The organism is Veillonella sp. oral taxon 158, assembly GCF_018376515.1.
Classification (GTDB): domain Bacteria; phylum Bacillota; class Negativicutes; order Veillonellales; family Veillonellaceae; genus Veillonella; species Veillonella rogosae.
Map to the genome: position 1 here is coordinate 17,624 of NZ_JAHABE010000014.1, position 18,363 is coordinate 35,986.

The 18,363-nt window shown below is 41.3% G+C and carries 20 protein-coding genes; all 20 read right to left on the reverse strand.

The genetic code is table 11. The features are described 5' to 3' along the window. Positions 1-14: 14 nt before the first annotated feature. The 20 genes from KH364_RS08160 to KH364_RS08255 all read right to left on the reverse strand — a co-directional run bounded on the left by KH364_RS08160 (position 15) and on the right by KH364_RS08255 (position 18,354). Positions 15-896 carry a hypothetical protein gene (locus KH364_RS08160; RefSeq protein ID WP_273299296.1) on the reverse strand — a complete coding sequence of 294 codons (882 nt, stop codon included), beginning with the start codon at positions 894-896 and terminating at the stop codon, positions 15-17. A gap of 197 nt (positions 897-1,093) precedes the next feature. Then, positions 1,094-1,219, reverse strand: a complete 126-nt coding sequence (locus tag KH364_RS08165; protein WP_273299297.1) for a hypothetical protein — start codon at positions 1,217-1,219, stop codon at positions 1,094-1,096. A 120-nt stretch (positions 1,220-1,339) separates the two neighbouring features. Next, on the reverse strand, positions 1,340-1,768 hold the full coding sequence (locus tag KH364_RS08170) for a hypothetical protein (protein WP_009351195.1): 429 nt from the start codon (positions 1,766-1,768) through the stop codon (positions 1,340-1,342). 296 nt (positions 1,769-2,064) lie between these two features. Beyond that, positions 2,065-2,526 (reverse strand): helix-turn-helix domain-containing protein, encoded by a 462-nt coding sequence (locus KH364_RS08175; protein WP_005385599.1) that lies wholly within the window; start codon positions 2,524-2,526, stop codon positions 2,065-2,067. A 91-nt stretch (positions 2,527-2,617) separates the two neighbouring features. Next, entirely contained in the window at positions 2,618-3,922 is a 1,305-nt protein-coding gene (hemL, locus tag KH364_RS08180) for a glutamate-1-semialdehyde 2,1-aminomutase (protein ID WP_273299298.1), read from the reverse strand. A gap of 9 nt (positions 3,923-3,931) precedes the next feature. Continuing rightward, on the reverse strand, positions 3,932-4,906 hold the full coding sequence (gene hemB / locus KH364_RS08185) for a porphobilinogen synthase (RefSeq protein ID WP_273299299.1): 975 nt from the start codon (positions 4,904-4,906) through the stop codon (positions 3,932-3,934). A gap of 9 nt (positions 4,907-4,915) precedes the next feature. Beyond that, positions 4,916-6,424 carry a uroporphyrinogen-III C-methyltransferase gene (cobA, locus tag KH364_RS08190; protein WP_273299300.1) on the reverse strand — a complete coding sequence of 503 codons (1,509 nt, stop codon included), beginning with the start codon at positions 6,422-6,424 and terminating at the stop codon, positions 4,916-4,918. Then, complete coding sequence (gene hemC, locus KH364_RS08195; RefSeq protein ID WP_273299301.1) at positions 6,421-7,359, reverse strand: hydroxymethylbilane synthase; 939 nt, start codon at positions 7,357-7,359, stop codon at positions 6,421-6,423. The genes cobA and hemC overlap by 4 nt, the downstream gene beginning before the upstream one ends. 4 nt (positions 7,360-7,363) lie before the next feature. Further along, entirely contained in the window at positions 7,364-8,635 is a 1,272-nt protein-coding gene (hemA, locus tag KH364_RS08200) for a glutamyl-tRNA reductase (RefSeq protein ID WP_273299302.1), read from the reverse strand. Then, a complete protein-coding gene (locus KH364_RS08205) occupies positions 8,604-9,251 on the reverse strand; it encodes a bifunctional precorrin-2 dehydrogenase/sirohydrochlorin ferrochelatase (protein ID WP_273299303.1) in 648 nt (215 codons plus the stop codon). The genes hemA and KH364_RS08205 overlap by 32 nt, the downstream gene beginning before the upstream one ends. A gap of 57 nt (positions 9,252-9,308) precedes the next feature. Continuing rightward, positions 9,309-10,094: a YlmH/Sll1252 family protein gene (locus KH364_RS08210; RefSeq protein WP_105084894.1), complete on the reverse strand. Its 786-nt coding sequence runs from the start codon at positions 10,092-10,094 to the stop codon at positions 9,309-9,311. A gap of 2 nt (positions 10,095-10,096) precedes the next feature. Continuing rightward, entirely contained in the window at positions 10,097-10,891 is a 795-nt protein-coding gene (gene proC, locus KH364_RS08215; protein WP_273299304.1) for a pyrroline-5-carboxylate reductase, read from the reverse strand. 26 nt (positions 10,892-10,917) lie between these two features. Continuing rightward, positions 10,918-11,415 carry a cell division protein SepF gene (sepF, locus tag KH364_RS08220; protein WP_213467190.1) on the reverse strand — a complete coding sequence of 166 codons (498 nt, stop codon included), beginning with the start codon at positions 11,413-11,415 and terminating at the stop codon, positions 10,918-10,920. A 51-nt stretch (positions 11,416-11,466) separates the two neighbouring features. After that, positions 11,467-12,153 (reverse strand): YggS family pyridoxal phosphate-dependent enzyme, encoded by a 687-nt coding sequence (locus KH364_RS08225; RefSeq protein WP_273299305.1) that lies wholly within the window; start codon positions 12,151-12,153, stop codon positions 11,467-11,469. A gap of 176 nt (positions 12,154-12,329) precedes the next feature. After that, entirely contained in the window at positions 12,330-13,184 is an 855-nt protein-coding gene (locus KH364_RS08230; RefSeq protein WP_273299306.1) for a polyphenol oxidase family protein, read from the reverse strand. Positions 13,185-13,193: 9 nt separating this feature from the next. Then, entirely contained in the window at positions 13,194-14,921 is a 1,728-nt protein-coding gene (locus KH364_RS08235; protein WP_273299307.1) for a radical SAM protein, read from the reverse strand. 137 nt (positions 14,922-15,058) lie between these two features. Beyond that, positions 15,059-15,778 (reverse strand): YetF domain-containing protein, encoded by a 720-nt coding sequence (locus KH364_RS08240; protein ID WP_227068898.1) that lies wholly within the window; start codon positions 15,776-15,778, stop codon positions 15,059-15,061. A gap of 12 nt (positions 15,779-15,790) precedes the next feature. After that, the gene (locus KH364_RS08245; protein ID WP_009351051.1) at positions 15,791-16,252 is read right to left on the reverse strand and encodes a DUF3290 family protein; all 462 of its coding nucleotides are present in this window, start codon (positions 16,250-16,252) and stop codon (positions 15,791-15,793) included. A 166-nt stretch (positions 16,253-16,418) separates the two neighbouring features. Beyond that, positions 16,419-17,426, reverse strand: a complete 1,008-nt coding sequence (ilvC, locus tag KH364_RS08250; protein WP_054747920.1) for a ketol-acid reductoisomerase — start codon at positions 17,424-17,426, stop codon at positions 16,419-16,421. Positions 17,427-17,568: 142 nt separating this feature from the next. Then, positions 17,569-18,354, reverse strand: coding sequence for an ABC transporter ATP-binding protein (locus tag KH364_RS08255; protein ID WP_009351287.1), 786 nt, complete (start codon positions 18,352-18,354; stop codon positions 17,569-17,571). Positions 18,355-18,363: the final 9 nt, after the last annotated feature.

Consider the following 18,363-nt stretch of genomic DNA (forward strand, 5'->3'; position numbering starts at 1 on the left):
ACCTCTACTTTCATTCACTCCAAATAATTTTCTAGCCCTATTTTATGCTCAGCTTTTAAGCTCATACTCTTTCTTGCAGTAACTAACTTAACAAATAATTCTTCTATAATTTCCTTATCATCTTTACTAAATTGACTGTAATGATCTAAGACTATAATATTATCTTTTAACTGTTTGTCCTGATTTCGTTCATTTATTAGTTCATTAACCTCATACTCTTTAGATTTACTAGAAATCGTCTCATTAAGAAAATTATAACTTAATAAATTATTAGAATAGTACTTCCATACTTTACCAGTTTCTAAATCTATCTTAGTAATACTACCAAAATCAACATTATAGAATACATTTTTAGAAATTTTATACTTATCAATTTTCGATAATTTAGATCCTGTAGCTAAATTATAAATCCCACGTGTTTCACTAGAGAAAAAGAATGGAAATCTAATTATGTTACCCTCCTCTATAGGAATTCTTTCTTTAAAGTCTTCATAAAATTTGCCTTTCCAAACTTCCTGCTCCGAATCAGAAAACCTACTAAACTCAGGATACACATTGATAATATCATTTGGTCTGATTTCATTATGAGGCTCTTTACGTAATACAAATACATGATTGTTATTCAATTCATTATATACGCCAATACCACTTGTAGTTATATAATATATTTTTCCTCTTACCTCATCGAAACCAAGAACATCCGAGGCAATTATATTAGTCGGTTCTTTGTAATATATCATGCCATTCATACCAACTATCGGTCCCGAATACTTAATGAATGGGTGCATAAAATATGTAGTAAAAAAAAGCCAACCAAAAAAAACTATACCTTCTATTATTAGAAAAATAAGTACACCTCGTTCAAGCCGTTTCTTTAAATTTTTTCCTATGTGCATAAAAGATTATCCAATCAACGTTATTAGCAAACTTAAAATTATTTATCCCCATATGTTAACTCTAAGGATATTTCACCCTTAGAAGTTAGCGTATACACTAATCCCCAAAATGGCTTTTGATTATAGAGCTTAAAAGTCTCAATCATTGATAAACTTTTATTATTCAGATTTCCTCTGCTATGTTTTATTTGTCTCAATTATTTAAAGATTAAAGAAAACCCTAAAACAAAAGTGGCAACAACATATAAAATACCCGCATCTGCAATATTGCCTATAATATAAAGAATTACTCCTATTATAAACAAAACTATTCCAAAATTCATTTTACCCTCTTATTTATCAAATTCATAATAATTAAGCCAACTCTCCTTATTAGTTCTTGTTTGAATATTATAATAGTCAAAAGACCATAACGGTTCTAATAAAAATCCATCCATAATAAATCAATTCCTTCTTTGTAATATTAAAATCACCTTTTTAGAGGCTTTTTCGTTATATAATACTATAGTAACATCAGCTTTAAAATCCTTTCCAACTATATGATTCTTACTTATTTCATTCCATTCTATGTTTTCTTTTGAAAGGATTCTTTTTATATCATCAAATGTAATAGAATCATATATAATTTTAAGATTATTATCTTGATAAGCTCTACCAGACGCATAGTATTCTTCACTTACTTTTTTAAAAGATATATCTTCTAATTTTTGCTCGTATAATTGAAGGCTTTGCATTTGCTCCGGCCTTTTAATATACGCATGTAAAGATACAGATCCTATTAATAAAAACCCAAACAAAACAAACCCAATATAAAATTTAACAGTTAAAGGGGTTCGCTCTAATATAGATTTTACACCGCTCCATACTTTCATAATGTCTCCTTTAAGACTAGTTAATATTCAATTCACTTCTATATTTCAATTATATATTAAACCAACTTATATCACCAACGGATATTTTAATATTGTTATCTTTTATTTATTTTTATAGTGGGCCTAAAAAATACCAAAGTGTTAGCACGGGCATTTACAGTATAGTAATACAAAAGCACCATCTACCTAAGTCCGACTTATGTGTCGTTTCCTATTAGGATAGATGGTGCTTTTAAATCGCTCTAATTCAGTTGTTCAAATAAACATGTTCCACTCACATACAATGTAGTATAGCACTATTTTATATTCCGTCGTGCTGCCAGACTACCAGCACTGCTGGCTAGTCCCGCCCGATTGATATGTGGGTTCCCATGTTTGTACGTTTTTGGCTTGCTACTTTTATCTTCTACCTTTGATTTCTCAAATTTAGTAAATAGATTATCTAGCTCACGCAAGAGGGCACGTTTTTGTGAGTCTTTCAACTCAAATACTTCACCTTTATAGGCGATGTATTTATTTTTGAGTACCGGACTGAGATCATAGATGGGCTCGTGTTGTTCTCCATTTACATCTAGCAGCTCATCCAAGGTCAATCCATAATAGCGAGACAGGGCACAGAGTGTATCTAAATCTGGTTCGCGATACCCTGTTTCGTAATTTGAAAGCGCCGCATTACTGATACCTACGGCCTTTGCTACTTCGATTTGGCTTTTGCCCATGCGCACGCGAGCACGCTTTAAGTTCTTATAAAACTGCATGTTCATCACCTACATCGATACATAAACAACTACAAACTATATATTTTATAATAATGTATCACTGATTTTTATAGTAGTGTATCACTAATCTTTATAGTAGTGTATCACTGATTTTTTTGAAAGCTTCATCAGCTACGGCTAATGTGCGTTCGATTTCACTGCTCTTATGGCAGATAGATACGAAGTTACTTTCATAAGGGCTTGGCGCATAGTAAATACCATGACTCAAGTTATGGTGGAAGAACATTTTAAATTGTTCTTCGTTGCACGCTGATGCATCATCAAAGTTCTTAATTGGTTTATCAGTGAAGAAGATGGTGAACATGGAGCCTACCCGCTGTACTACAACAGGCACATTGTATTGTGCTGCCAAACGTTCAAAGCCTTCACAAAGGGCAATTGTCGTATCTTCTACTTGTTTAAAAACAGTTGGATCTCGTTGCAAAATGGAAAGCGTTGCAAGACCAGATGTAACGGCAATAGGGTTACCGCTCAATGTACCGGCTTGGTAAATAGGACCAGCTGGTGCGATTTGGTTCATAATCTCACGGGAGCCACCGAATACAGCAAGTGGCATACCACCGCCAACGATTTTACCAAGGCATGTAAGGTCAGGTTTAATATTGTAACGTTTTTGTGCACCACCACTGCTAGCGCGGAAGCCACACATAACTTCGTCAAAGATCAACACTGCGCCATGAGCCTTAGTCACTTCTCGCAAGGTTTCAAGGAAGCCTGGTACTGGAGGCACACAGCCCATATTACCTGCTACAGGTTCTACGATAATAGCCGCAATAGTGTCGCCGATGTCGTCGAATAATTTGCGAACTGCATCAGAGTCATTGTACGGCAAAGTTATTGTATTTTCTGCTACGCCTTGTGGAACGCCAGGGCTATCTGGTACACCAAAGGTAGCAAGGCCAGAGCCAGCTTTTACCAAGAGTGCATCGCTATGACCATGGTAACAGCCAACGAATTTCACGATCCGATCGCGACCAGTATAGCCACGAGCTACGCGCAAAGCACTCATAGTTGCCTCTGTACCAGAGTTAACGAGGCGGATAACCTCCATAGATGGCATGAAGGCTTGCACCTTTTTAGCCAATTCTGTTTCTAGTAGTGTAGGTGCACCGTAGCTAGTGCCACGAGGAATTGCCTCTTGTAAGCTAGCGATAACCTCAGGGTTCGCATGACCCAAAATCATAGGGCCCCAGCTCAACACATAGTCGATGTATTCGTTGTTATCGATATCATAAATACGGCTGCCACTAGCACTGCTGATAAACGGAGGGTTAGAACCTACACTGCGGTAGGAACGAACAGGACTGTTTACGCCGCCTGGCATATAACGTTTAGCCTCTTCAAAGGCCTTTTCAGATTTACCGAGTTGGAACATGGTTTCTCCTTACTTGTGTAACCATTTAGCAATATCTATAGCATGGTACGTAATGATAATTTTAGCACCGGCGCGCTTCATAGAAAGCATTGTTTCCATAACGAGGCGTTCTTCGTCGATAAGACCAGCTGCAGCAGCGGATTTAACCATCGCATATTCACCAGATACATTGTATACCGCTACAGGTAATTCATAGCGGTCACGTGTTTCACGAACGATATCCAAATAGGACAAGGCTGGTTTAATCATGATAATATCTGCACCTTCAGCGATATCGAGCTCGATTTCTCTGAAAGCTTCCAAGCGATTAGCTGGGTCCATTTGATAGGATTTGCGGTCCCCAAATTTAGGTGCAGAGTTAACAGCACCACGGAACGGACCATAGTAAGCGGATGCGTATTTTGCAGCATAGCTCATAATAGATACATTAGTATAACCTGCCGCATCAAGGGCTTCACGGATAGCACCTACACGGCCATCCATCATATCGGATGGAGCCACCATATGGGCACCTGCTTCTGCTTGGCTTACCGCTACTTTACAAAGCAATGGCAATGTTTCATCATTTAAGATTTCATGGTCATCAATCATGCCGCAATGGCCTGTTGTTGTGTATTGGCACAAGCAAACATCAGCTACGACCAATAGGTTTGGCACAGCTGCGCGGATGGCTTTAATAGCTTGTTGTACCGGTTGGGACATATCCCATGCAGAGGAACCTTGTTCGTCCTTATATGTAGGAATACCGAAGATTTCTACGCCAAGAATACCAAGATCATATACCTGTTGAGCCATTTTTACAGCTTCATCAACGGATAAGTGGTATTGGCCTGGCAACGTATCGATTTCTTTTTTGATACCTTCACCAGGAACGATAAATAATGGATAAATTAAATCAGTTACGTCGAGTGTCGTTTCCCGTACCAAATCACGCATTTCTGGATTGATACGCAAGCGGCGAGGACGGTATGTTAAATCGTACATGTAATCCTCCTAAATGTCCTTTACAATAGCATTTACCAAGCCATCAGTTGTATATACATCGCTGATGACAGCAGGTTTAAGACCTGCACTCATAGCTGTAGCGGCTGTGATAGGTCCGATGCAAGCAATCTTAGTATTGCCTAATAGTTTCAATGCATCATCGCCCAATAATTGAATTGTATTGGTTACTGTAGAGGAACTTGTAAACGTAATATAGTCTACAGTACCTGCAGTTAATGCATTTACTAATGCTTCTTGTTGAGATGTATCTTGTGTCGTTTCATATAAACGCAAAATATCTACATCTATATCGTGATGACGCAAAGAGCGTGGAATTACGTCGCGCGCTACTTTTGGTTGGATGAGCAATACGGAGTCCCCTGCTTTGAGCTCTTCTTCAAGAGCCTTTACAGCAGATTCAGCTTTATAGTCTACAGGAATAATATCTGGAACAATGCCGTATTTTTGAAGTTCCCGAGCTGTAGCACAGCCGATAGCTGCCACTTTAGAATTACCTAATGCACGTGTATCCTTGCCCTCTTTGTAAAGAGCATCAAAGAAGTAACGAACACCTTCACCAGATGTGAATACGATGCATTGGTATTGTTTTGTATTATTGATGATACGACGATCTTCATCAAACAACTCCAATGGAGATGTTTTAATCGCTGCTGCTTCTACTACATTAGCACCTTGAGCTGCTAATTTTTCGCGGAATGCACTAGCTTGGGAGCGAGCTCGTGTAACTACAATAGTTTTGCCGAATAAAGGTTTGTTATCGAACCATTGTAATTTTTCACGAAGGTTAACTACATCGCCTACTACGATGATAGCTGGCGCTTTTAGTTGTGCCTTTTCTACGTCTTCTACTACATGTTCAAGGGTAGATACGAGAACTTCTTGAACCGTTTTTGTACCCCAACGAACAAGCGCTACAGGTGTAGAAGCTGGGCGTCCATGAGCTATCAATTTTTCTGCAATAGTAGGCAAGTTGCCAACTCCCATTACAAAGCAAAGTGTATCTACTGCTGTAGCAAGGCCTTCCCAATGAATGCCAGATACTTCTTTAGTTGGATCCTCATGACCTGTTACAACCGCAAAGGATGTAGCCATAGCGCGTTGTGTTACAGGAATACCTGCATAAGCAGGGGCTGCAATTGGAGATGTTACGCCTGGTACGAATTCAAATGGTACACCAGCTTCCCCAAGGGCCATCGCCTCTTCACCACCGCGACCGAACACGAGTGGGTCACCGCCCTTTAAGCGTGCAACGATTTTGCCTTCTTTACCTTTTTGAACTAACAGCTCATTAATTTCCCATTGGTGCATTGTGTGATCTTTACATTGTTTACCAGCATAAATCAACTCTGCATCTGGGTGAGCCCATTCTAACAAATGAGCATCTGCTAAATAGTCATATACAATTACATCAGCTTTTTCAATGCATTCGCGACCTTTTACAGTAATGAGTTTAACATCGCCAGGGCCTGCACCGATTAGATATACCATACCTGTCATTTTATGATTCCTTCCTCTATGAGAGCATCCACAATATGTTTGCCACCTTCTTCATATAAGGCTTTTGCAAGATTTTTACCAAGAATTTCAGCTTTTTTTGCTGGCCCAGAAATTTCTCCTTCGTACACAGTTTTACCATCGAGGGATGCGATCATGGCCTTTAAGGTCAATTGACCTTTCTCAATAGTACCATGTACCCCCATCGGCACTTGGCAACCACCATTTAACTGACGCAAGAAGCTGCGTTCCCCTTCAACAGCATAGCGTGTAGCTTCGTTGTTAATAGGAGCTAGCATTTCAAGCATTTCCGTATCGTCAGCACGACACTCGATAGCAAGTGCCCCTTGACCAACAGCAGGAATCATTTCATCGGCTTTAAATACTTGGGTAATTTGATCATCTAAGCCCAACCGTTTAAGACCAGCTTGTGCCAAGATAACGCCATCTAAATTTTCTGTTTCAATCTTGCTCAAACGAGTTTGTACATTACCGCGGATAACCTCGACCTTAAGGTCAGGGCGGACATGTAATAATTGCGCTTGACGACGCAAGCTACTTGTACCGACGCGAGCACCTTGAGGCAATTTATCTAATGTTTTATACACGGGGCTCACAAGCGCATCGTAAGGCACTTCACGAGCAGAGATAGCACCAAGAGTTAGCCCTTCTGGCAACTCTGTAGGCATATCTTTCAAGCTATGTACGGCGATATCAATGTCGCCTTTGTGCATAGCTTCTTCTAATTCAGCTGTAAACAAACCTTTACCACCAACTTGAGCCAGTGGTTTTTCCAAGATACGGTCCCCTTTTGTATTAAAGTGAACTAGCTCGACCGTAATGTTTGGGTACAGACGTTGTAACTCTGCACTAATATGTTCAGCCTGCCATAGGGCAAGGGCACTTTTTCGCGTGCCGATTCGAATATGGTCTCTCATGGCCTTAGCCTTCTTTCTCAAGATTAAACATATCTTTGAATAAATCCCAGTACAAACCTTCTTCCTCTGTACCAGCAATTTCGTTGAAGTGAATCATCGGTTCACGCAACATTTTGCGAATGATCATGCGACTCATAGAGTCCATAATGCGGCGCTCCTTATCAGAAATATCAGGCAATTTCGCTAATGCACGATGTAACTCACGACGGCGAATGCGCTCTGCTTTTTCTGTGAGCAATGCCATCATAGGACGTACCGTCAAATAGCTCAATTTATCTAATAACTCTTCAATGGCGTCGTGAATGATAGGCTCTGCACGACGAGCTTCCTCTTCGCGCTGTGCCTTATTCTCTTCTACTACGCTTTCAAGAGAGTCGATATTAAACAGATAAATGCCATCCATATCTGCTACAGCAGGATCGATATCGCGTGGTACCGCAATATCAATCATAACGATTGGTTCGCCCTTACGAAGAGATGTAATTTTCTTAGCTTCTCGTTCCGTAATAATATAGTGCGGCGCCCCTGTAGATGTGATGAGGATATCCGCATCTTTAGCGTAATCTACAAAGTTATCGAGCTTAACAGCTTTACCATTAAATCGCTCTGCTAGAGCCTCTGCCTTGGTAAAGGTTCTATTGGATACAAAAATCGTTTTTACGCCCTTTGCTTGTAAGTGTGTTGCGGTCAACTCACTCATGGTACCAGCACCTAAGATGAGTACCGTCGCTTCAGATAAAGGTTTATCTAGGCTGTCCTCAGCAAGGTTAACAGCAGTGTAGCTAACAGATACAGGCGTATTAGCAATACCTGTGTTCGTCCGTACCTTTTTACCAACACTAATAGCACGTTGGAATAAGATATTAAAAATTGTGCCCGTACAGCCTGCGCTATAAGCCTGAATATAAGCCCCTTTTAATTGGCTCAAAATTTGACCTTCCCCCAACACAAGGGAATCAAGGCTCGCAGATACGCGGAATAGATGTTCAATGCAATCGCGCTCTTCGTAGAAGAAGAAAGCATCTTCATCGATGTGGTCGGCACCTTTTAAATCCTTTAACACAGCCAGCATATATTCTTTAGGGAATTCTACACCTTCTAAGGCCGCATAGATTTCCGTTCTATTACAGGTAGATAATATAACGCATTCTGCTACACAGTCAAATTCATAGAGGCGGTTCAGTGCAGTAACTACCTCGTCTTTATCAAACGAGAAACGTTCACGCACCTCTACAGCGGCACTTCTATGATTTAGACCTAATACCACTAATTTCATGGTCAAGTTTCTCCTCTATAGTCATCCACTCTCCCTTGAGAATGGCTTCAAATGTTTCTACGGTCAGATGGTCTCGCCAAAATTTCTGTCGAGCCTCTGGGGTAGGAAGTAGTAACTTTACTTCTTCTCTAAATATTTTAAGTCTAGGCATAGCCTTTTGCAACTGACCATAACGATTCATCATATCTTGCCTTACGAGGCGATTGATACGAGGCCCTACGTTATTAGCGCTAATAGCGATGTGAAGATCGCCTAGTTCAAGAGATGAAGGCACAGTAAATCTGCACGCCCTAGGTGCATCACTGCGATTAGTCCAAACGCGGTGTTTTTTCCCCATATCATATAACGTATCATTTAATTCGCCATTATCTGTGCAGATAAAGAACAAACTGCTCGTTATAATGTGGTGTTCATCGTCCATTGTGAAAGCACGGTCGTACCAGGTGATACGATTATCCTTTGCCCATTGGCAAATCCTATCTGTTACAGTGGGCGCAATTACCACAATGTTGCACGGCTCATCAATAAAGAGCTGTATTCGTCGCTCTGCAACCTCCCCGCCGCCTACGAATAGGATTGTATCTTCAGTTGTAGGTTGAAATGTTATGGATACCATGGCTGTCCTACTATATATAAAAAAATCGGCTTGATGGTCAAGCCGATTTTCAATTGCCTACATGAATCGTTTCAGATATACGCCGATACGCCCCTTACGAGATGTACCTGTAATGGCTTCTACCTTCATTCGGCCACGACCACGCATAGAGATCACATCCCCTTCTTTAACCTCTTGGGATGCACCCTTAGCTGGTTGCCAGTTTACTTGCAATAATCCTGCATTAATAGCGCTTACCAATTTAGTACGAGATACGCTAAAACCAGAACTTGCCACCGCATCTAAGCGCAAAGAAGCAACTGTAGTGCGGACTTCTTTAATTTTTTCTTCTTTTGGTGCAATATCTGATAGGTCAATAGCCTCTACAGATACGGAAACCATAGCAATTTTTGTAAAGTTTTGGATTACAAAATCTGCTACACTTTCATCCACCATAATTTGAGCGCCCCCTTGTTGAACGATAACGTCCCCAAATTTGGAGCGATCAATGCCGAGCCCCATCAAGGAGCCAAGCACATCGCGATGGGTAAGCAATCGGAACCGTGGGTCCCAATTTACCTTAAGGGCGCGAATGCCCATATCCACAGTACCGTTAAAGTCGCTATCTACAAAGGCTATGCGGATACGTTCCGCCCCTTCATAGCCACCGTCTGTCTTAACGATAAGCTGTGGGTAGTTAGCCTTGATTGCGTCTGCAATGACAAGACCTGCAGGGCTCGTAAAGTCCGCCACGCGATAGGGGCGACCTTTTACAACCTGCTCAGCCAAGTCAAGCATGCGACGAGCTTCCTCACCGCTGCCACTGGCTTCAAAATATCGAATTAATTTACTAGTATCTGCCAAAATTATTTCCCCAATTCATTCGACCGAGCAAGACATGCTACTACGCCGTCTTGGAGAGCACTGCGAAGTCCACCTTTTTCCATGGCACCAATACCGGCAATGGTCGTGCCACCTGGACTTGTTACTTGATCTCGTAGTACTGCTGGATGATTGCCACTTTCAAGAGCCATCTTACCAGCACCATACATCGTTTGAGCCGCTGCCTTAATTGCCAAGTGACGAGGCAATCCGATGCGAACGCCTGCATCAGCTAAAGCATCAAGAATGACGAACATATAGCCAGGGCCCGCTCCAGATAGTGCGCCTAAGCGATCTAAATCAGCTTCACTTACCACCGCTACCTCGCCAACAGCCTCAAATAATGCTTGAACATCACGACCAAGGTCAGTATGTACATCATCCCCAGCAAGAGCCGTCATGCCCGCACCGATAGAAGCCGGTGTATTTGGCATAGCTCTAAACCAGTTAGCTTGCGGAATCGCTGCATCTAGAGTATCTAAGGTGATACCTGCTGCAACGGAAATCATAACAGTCCCATAAGGTACTTCTTTTAACGTCTCTAATACAGATGGTAACACTTGTGGTTTTACGGCCAACAAAATGGTATTGTACTTGTTTACATCAGGCAATGTAGTAAAACCTACTACACCGAGCTCCTCAGTTAGAGCCTTACATTGTTCTTCGCGACGCACGAGAATGTGTGTATCACTTGCTTTCAACACGCCATGCTGTAATGCACCGCGCAATAGAGCGCCACCCATTGAGCCAACGCCTATACATAGGGTTTTACCTAACATCGTTGTCACCACCATTTATAGAGAAATTATTTATTGTCCCAAGCGTATTCGTTTTGCTCAGTTTTGCTATTGTCATTATCAGAATAATCAATGGAAATGTTTACAGGTACGCACATGAAAATGTCTTTACCTACTTTTTCCAATTTACCATCCAATGCAAAAGTCGCACCAGATACGAAGTCCACAATACGAGCTGCTTCATGAGGATCTGTATTTTCAAAGTTAATCAATACAGGACGCATGTCGCGCAATTGATGTGTAATATTTTCAGAGTCTTCAAATACTTTTGGTTCAATTACAACTACTTTCATAGCTGTTGGACGTTGTGTCATCGTAGATTGGCCTCCTACCTTGCGTGGATGAAATTCAGATGCGCCGGATACTGGAGCTACTGGAGCTACTGGAGTAGGTTCCGCTTCATATTCCTCTTCATCTTCATAGTCATAATCATCATATTCATAGTCATCATCATTTTTGCCTAAGAATAAGTTTTTTGCTTTGTCTAAATAATCTCCCAATGCCATTTGGATTTCCTCCTAATACTTAACGCTATCGATTATCAGGCAACCCAAGCCTTAATCATACACACGTTCCCCAAAAATTGCTGTGCCTACACGAACGATGTTAGCCCCTTCTTCCAAAGCGACTTCAAAGTCGTGAGTCATCCCCATAGATAAATATTGAATCTGCCCCTCTTCAAAATAGCGCTTCATATCCTCATACAAGGCGTTTGCTACCCGGAAGATTGGACGTGCTTCCTCTGGATCGTCGAAAAATGGCGCCATACACATCAAGCCCCGTACACGTACATGAGGCAATGTCTTTGCATAGTCTCGAATCTCTGGAAACTCCTCTACGGACATGCCCGTTTTGGAGGCTTCTCGAGCTACATTGACTTGCAATAATACGTCTTGTACCTTGTCGTGCTTTGTAGCGACCTTTTCGATTTCATCTAATAGTTTACGGCTGTCTACAGAATGAATTAAATCAAACATAGGCACCGCTTGACGCACCTTGTTGACCTGTAAATGGCCAATCAAGTGCCATGTTAATTGTGGGCCCTTATAGGTGAGCTGTTTTTCCTTGGCCTCTTGTACTCGGTTTTCCCCTACATGAGTCACACCGAGACTAGCCGCCTCCTCTACAGCTGACACAGGGTGGTTCTTTGTAACCGCCACTAACAATGCTGTATCTACGCGACCAACGCGCGCCATAGCATCTGCCATGCGCTGCTGTATAGCGTGTAGGGATTCTTCAATCACGTGAATGCCCCCTTCAATCTATATATAGTAATCATCAAATATATTTGTATAGACTATTCTATTATATAGTATTTAGCCTTGAATGTACATGATTTAGAGCTTATAAGCACCATAAATCATTGCATGGATATGCTAACAATCATCTGCTTGATTCTAATTATTGTGAAAGCTAATTATTAGCGGTCTTGTAACATTCCAAAGAGTGCCATACGGCCTGTTGTTCCGGCTTCGCGGCGATAGGAATAGCAGTCGCTTTCAGTTACACTATCGGTACCACCGATAGCAATATGTTCTCTAGGTACACCATTAACTATGAGTCCTTCGGCGATAAAGTTCCATAAATTAATATAGGCCTTATCTAATTTATCACCAGGATAGTTAACCACGTCAGCTGCGTTTCGCTCTGTCATAGCTTGCCAAGCTAATTCAAATCGTTTCCCTAGCTCTACGTCGACTTCAAATGACTCAGGCCCAATACTAGGCCCAAGATATACATAACAATCTTTAAACTCAGTGCCGTAAGTTTCTTTCATAGCCTCAATAGTAAGCACCGGCAAATGACCAATGGCACCACGCCAGCCTGCATGTACTGTAGCGATAGCATGATGTTTAGCGTCGTAAATACCAACGCCTACACAGTCTGCCGTAAACAAGAATAATGGCACATTGGGTAATCTTGTAAATACCGCATCACAGTCAGCAATAGCCGTATCCTCCCCGAGGGCGCCAGCACCAACGAAATCTTCTGTGATTTCTACAGCTTTTAAACCATGTACTTGATTGCCGCAGGAAATACGCTTCGGATCAACACCTAAATAATCCGCCACAATAGCGCGATTAGCGCGTACATTCTGAGCCTCATCCCCTACGTGAAAGGCTAAGTTTAACGATTTATAAGGGGCCTCCGATACTCCACCATGACGATAGGTATCCCCCATAACGATAGGAAATTGATCTGCCCAATTGGGTGCTTCATAGGACCAAGTACCGTGAGGTCCTTTTACATCTATACGTTTTACAGATTCATTCATGAGTATCTCCTATTTACAAACACCACAACGTTTACAGCCTTGTACACATGGCGGTGTATACGCTTCATCAACGGAGCGCTTCCATTCCATTTCAAGATAACCCTCGTCCATACCCATATCTAAGTGGCTCCATGGCAGGAATTCATCAAAGCTGCGTTCACGATAGTTCATTTCGTCCATATCTAGGCCTGCGGCCTTCAATTCAGCCTTGAAGGACTTGCTACCACGATCTGCGGCGCATGCGGCAATGACCGCACCTAAACGGCGGTCACCACGAGCGAGAACGCCTTGAATATACGCCTCTTTTGGAGACTCTACGAGCACCTCGATGCGACGATTCTTTTGCAATGCCTTCTTAATATATTGCAGTTTTTTCTCTACCGTTTTTTGATTGTCCATGGCCATCCATTGGAAGGGTGTAAAAGGCTTTGGAATAAATGGATTAATGCTGAGCGTTAACCGCCCTTTACATCCCACCTCTGCCATATGAGCTTGCGTCCGTTCTGCAAGGCCTACGATAGCTTCGATATCTTCGTCAGTTTCCGTAGGCAACCCAATCATAATATAGAGTCGCATATGTTGAATGCCAGACTTTGCAGATAAGGTAGCTGCATTTTGTAAATGTTCTTCGCTAATGCCCTTATTGATGACGCGGCGCAGCCGGTCACTGCCCGTTTCGGGAGCAATAGTAATCGTCTTTTGACCACTATCTGCCAAGCCATCAACTACGGCTTGCGTTAAGGAGTCCGCCCGCAAGGACGCACAAGAGTAGCGCATATCTTTAGAGCGAATGTAATTAACTAACTCATCGACCTCTGGATAATCAGAAATAGCGGCGCCCATGAGGCCTACTTTTTTGCCTAACTGCTCTGCTCTATCTACACCTTCTTTTAAAATGTCGAGAGGACGCACACGAGGCACACGGAAGCAGTATCCAGCCATACAGAATCGACAATGACGGCCACAACCACGTGCTACCTCGATGATGTACATAGCGCCAAATTCTGTATAGTTTGTTGCTACTACGGTTTCGCCGCCGCTAGTGAGCATTTCAAAGTGGCGTTTAATCGTTTTTGGTGCGCCTTCTGCAATATCATAACCTTTAAATTCGCCGTTGTCGCTGTAAATTGGCACGTACAAGGATGGTACATACACGCCAGATATATTCGCTAATTGACGCAAAATAGCATGTCGATCTAGACCCTCCATTTTGCCATCGCGAATAATATCTAGAACGCGACTGACGATGCCTTCCCCTTCACCAATGATGAAAGCATCAATAAAATCCGCAAAGGGCTCTGGATTGAAGGTAGCACAAGGGCCCCCGGCAATGACGATAGGATCAAATTCAGTGCGGTCTTTCCCCATAATAGGTACGCGTCCATGACGTAACATCAGCGGAATATGGAAATAGTCCATTTCAAAGGTCACATCAAAGGCCACCACATCAAATTGATGCATAGGCCGCTGTGTTTCAACGCTCATTAACGGTGTCTTAGTCTTATCATATGCTTCTAATTCCTTTTTCTCAGGTAAGAAGATACGTTCACATACGCTATCATGGCGTAAGTTGATTTCCTCATAAATGATGTGAAGACCAAGATTACTCATGCCTACAAAATATGTATTAGGATAGACGATAGCTACCTTTTGCCCTGCATGAGGGTTTACCGTTACCCGACTATCTTCGTCTTTATATAATGCTTGTAATCTATCAATTAAATCTTTACGATTCACTAATTTCCTTTCTATATAAGCCCACTACGAATAGTGGGCTTAAAAACATTTTATATATCGTTTGTATGTCTATATTTGTATGTCTATAAGAGTAGTATATAATACTTATCTTAACTATGCTATAAGACCAAGAAACATTACAATTTAGATTTCAATTTATCCTTTGTATGAGAGGTCTTATCTTTAAGTGTTTTTACAATTTGAGGGCGATGTTTTTTTTCATAAGGGTAAATAACAACCTTGCCCCCATTGTATTCCGCAATATATACGTCCTTAATAGAATACCCTTGAGCTTGTACCTCTTGTTCAAGCCACTCTCTATCTTTTTCAATTACATCAAGAGTAAATTGATTAATTTGACCATCATCAATGAGGTCAAAACGAATATTATCTTCCCCAAATTGAACTATATTGAGTTGACCGTTTTGTTCTAATACAGCGCGTTTAACATCTGTTACATATTGAACACCTGCTACTCGAAGCTTTAACTTAAGCTCCGCCGCTTGAATGCCATAACGCATACATTCATCTGTTAGAATATGCCCTTTTTCAATTACGATAACTGGATGTCCATCGAGAATTGTTTTAAAGAAACGAAGATTGCCTTTTAAGAATTTAAGAGTCATTACGAGTATAGTCCACAAAATGAGGACTAACATAAACTGTAAAATACCAATTTGGTCATTATAAATGATGCCACCGATAATACCACCAAGTACATAGTTTTGTAATTGGTCTAAAGCAGAGGTCGGCGCTAAGTTGCCCTTCCCCATTAAGTTGATTTGTAAAATAATCGCCAAGAGACCAATGGCGAGTTTTGCAAAGGCCATCCCATAGACGGCCATAGCTTCTGTCATATGTGGTCCTCCTTATGGTAATACATCCGCTTTATCATGGATTCGATCTGTGGGACTAACCTTATATACCCGTGTAATCGTGTACGTTGAAAATTCTGGGTTAAATTGAACCTCATAATAAGTATCACTTACTTTTAAAATCATGCCATTGCGAATTTTCAAGGAGTTAACTGCTAATTGCTCACTTGGTACAGATCGCTCTGTACTAAAAGAATGTAAAAATTGAGCCATACGAGAAGAATCTTCAGAGTATGTTTTCATACGGTTATATTCTTGATATTCAAGGCCCAAGAAAAACACCACAATCAACGACAAGATAACCATTAAATCCCGATAACGACTCGTCAAGCCATTTCGTAGAACTTGTACGCCCAAAACGAGCAATGCTAATAAAACAGTTACTAAGATAATAAAGCCCCATGTTTGGTCCGCTACAGCTTGACTTTCAACATAGGCTAATGTGTAGAAATCCATATCGTTCTCCTTTCATAGATTATCTTTTATTATACCATACCTTATGCCAATATTTTGATATAACAATGTATAGTACCAAGAAATATCTTATAAAACATAAAAAAGCGACCCCCTTAGGAGTCGCTTTGGTATGCTTTATCTTACAAGAGATTACTATATAATACTCTTATTTTAACCAGCTCATCAAGTTGCGAAGTTCTGCACCAACTGGTTCGATTGGATGAACAGCTGCTGCTTCGCGATGTTCTTTAAGGAATTTTTGACCATTTTTGGAATCAGCCAAGAATTCATCAGCGAATTTACCGGATTGGATATCAGCCAAGATTTGTTCCATCGCTTTTTTAGTATCTGCAGTGATTACGCGAGGACCTGCATGGTAGTCGCCGTATTCAGCAGTGTTGGAGATGGAGTGGCGCATTTTTTGGAAGCCACCTTCGTAGATAAGGTCTACGATCAATTTCATTTCATGTAAGCACTCGAAGTAAGCGTTTACAGGTTCATAACCAGCTTCAGTTAATACTTCGAAACCAGTTTTGATCAATTCAGTAACGCCACCGCACAATACAGCTTGTTCACCGAAGAGGTCAGTTTCAGTTTCGGATTTGAAGTTAGTTTCCAAGATACCGGAACGGCCACCGCCTACACCGGAAGCCCATGCTAATGCAACTTCTTCAGTATCGCCAGATGGATCTTTTTCTACAGCGTACAAGCAAGGAACGCCGGAGCCTTCTTGGTATGTACGACGAACTAAATGACCAGGGCCTTTAGGAGCTACCATGAATACGTTTACGTCTTCACGAGGAACGATTTTGCCGAAGTGAATGTTGAAACCATGAGCGAATGCCAAGTATGCACCTTGTTTCAAGTTTGGCTCAATATCGTTTGCGTAAACGTCAGCTTGTAATTCGTCTGGAATCAATACCATAACGATGTCAGCACCTTTAACTGCTTCTGCAGTTTCTTTTACTGTAAGGCCTGCTTCTTCTGCAGCTTTCCAGCTAGAAGAACCACCACGAAGACCAATTGTTACGTCCATACCATTTTCTTTTAAGTTCAATGCATGCGCATGACCTTGAGAACCGTAACCTAAAACTGTAATTTTTTTGCCTTCTAATTTGCCCAAATTACAATCTGCATCATAATAAACTGTAGTACCTAAAATTTTACCTGCCATATTAGACAACCTCCAAACATATTCAATAGAATATAGACTAATATATACTGTACACAATCCAACAAATTTTTGCAAGATGTGGCGTACATTAATTTAGTATCAGTAAGCTAAATTTCAAGTTACTGATAAAGAAATTTGATTACTACCGAACAATCACCCATGGGCGATCATCTTTCCACACAACTTGTACGGGAATGCCAAACACATCAGACAAATTTTCATCTGTTAATACAGCGTGTTTGGGCCCCGCATGTATCATCTTACCTTCTCGCAAGATGGCTACATGTGTAATCGCTGGTAGTATCTCTTCAATTTGATGTGACACATAGATAATCGGTGTCTGTTGCTCCGCAACCAAGGTGGCTACTGTACGCAAAAATTGTTCTCGCGCCGGTAAGTCTAAGCCAGAGCACGGCTCATCCAAAATCAGTAAATCTGGATTTGCCATGATGGACCGTGCCAATAATACACGTCGCTGTTCTCCAGCGGACAAAGTATGAAAGCGATGTCCTTCTAAGTGGCTTACCCCAAACTCAGCTAATAATTGCATACCACGTTCACGCACATCTGGTGCAACCTCTTGGTATATACCGATGCTACTGAAAGCACCAGAAATGATAACATCCTCTACAACTTGCTTATCCAAGGTAGACTGAAACTGTCCTAGAGCAGAGCTAACAAAGCCTAATCTCGATTTGATTTTAGGCCATGCATATTTCCCAAATTCATGACCAAAGACACGCAAGGTGCCTGTCGTTGGAATTTGGTAGGCTGGTATCATGCTGAGAAGCGTCGATTTACCAGCCCCATTGAGCCCTAAAATGGCCCAATGTTCACCTTCCTCTATATGCCAATTTACATTATCTAGGATATGTCTGCCATCGCGACGAAAGCAGACATTTTCATAATGGAGTAATTCATTCCCCACTCTATCATC

Coding starts and splice junctions, on each gene's coding strand:
- KH364_RS08160 (WP_273299296.1), bottom strand. CDS start 896: ATGCACATAGGAAAAAATTTAAAGAAACGGCTTGAACGAGGTGTACTT.
- KH364_RS08165 (WP_273299297.1), bottom strand. CDS start 1,219: ATGAATTTTGGAATAGTTTTGTTTATAATAGGAGTAATTCTTTATATT.
- KH364_RS08170 (WP_009351195.1), bottom strand. CDS start 1,768: ATGAAAGTATGGAGCGGTGTAAAATCTATATTAGAGCGAACCCCTTTA.
- KH364_RS08175 (WP_005385599.1), bottom strand. CDS start 2,526: ATGCAGTTTTATAAGAACTTAAAGCGTGCTCGCGTGCGCATGGGCAAA.
- hemL (WP_273299298.1), bottom strand. CDS start 3,922: ATGTTCCAACTCGGTAAATCTGAAAAGGCCTTTGAAGAGGCTAAACGT.
- hemB (WP_273299299.1), bottom strand. CDS start 4,906: ATGTACGATTTAACATACCGTCCTCGCCGCTTGCGTATCAATCCAGAA.
- cobA (WP_273299300.1), bottom strand. CDS start 6,424: ATGACAGGTATGGTATATCTAATCGGTGCAGGCCCTGGCGATGTTAAA.
- hemC (WP_273299301.1), bottom strand. CDS start 7,359: ATGAGAGACCATATTCGAATCGGCACGCGAAAAAGTGCCCTTGCCCTA.
- hemA (WP_273299302.1), bottom strand. CDS start 8,635: ATGAAATTAGTGGTATTAGGTCTAAATCATAGAAGTGCCGCTGTAGAG.
- KH364_RS08205 (WP_273299303.1), bottom strand. CDS start 9,251: ATGGTATCCATAACATTTCAACCTACAACTGAAGATACAATCCTATTC.
- proC (WP_273299304.1), bottom strand. CDS start 10,891: ATGTTAGGTAAAACCCTATGTATAGGCGTTGGCTCAATGGGTGGCGCT.
- sepF (WP_213467190.1), bottom strand. CDS start 11,415: ATGGCATTGGGAGATTATTTAGACAAAGCAAAAAACTTATTCTTAGGC.
- KH364_RS08230 (WP_273299306.1), bottom strand. CDS start 13,184: ATGAATGAATCTGTAAAACGTATAGATGTAAAAGGACCTCACGGTACT.
- KH364_RS08240 (WP_227068898.1), bottom strand. CDS start 15,778: ATGACAGAAGCTATGGCCGTCTATGGGATGGCCTTTGCAAAACTCGCC.
- KH364_RS08245 (WP_009351051.1), bottom strand. CDS start 16,252: ATGGATTTCTACACATTAGCCTATGTTGAAAGTCAAGCTGTAGCGGAC.
- ilvC (WP_054747920.1), bottom strand. CDS start 17,426: ATGGCAGGTAAAATTTTAGGTACTACAGTTTATTATGATGCAGATTGT.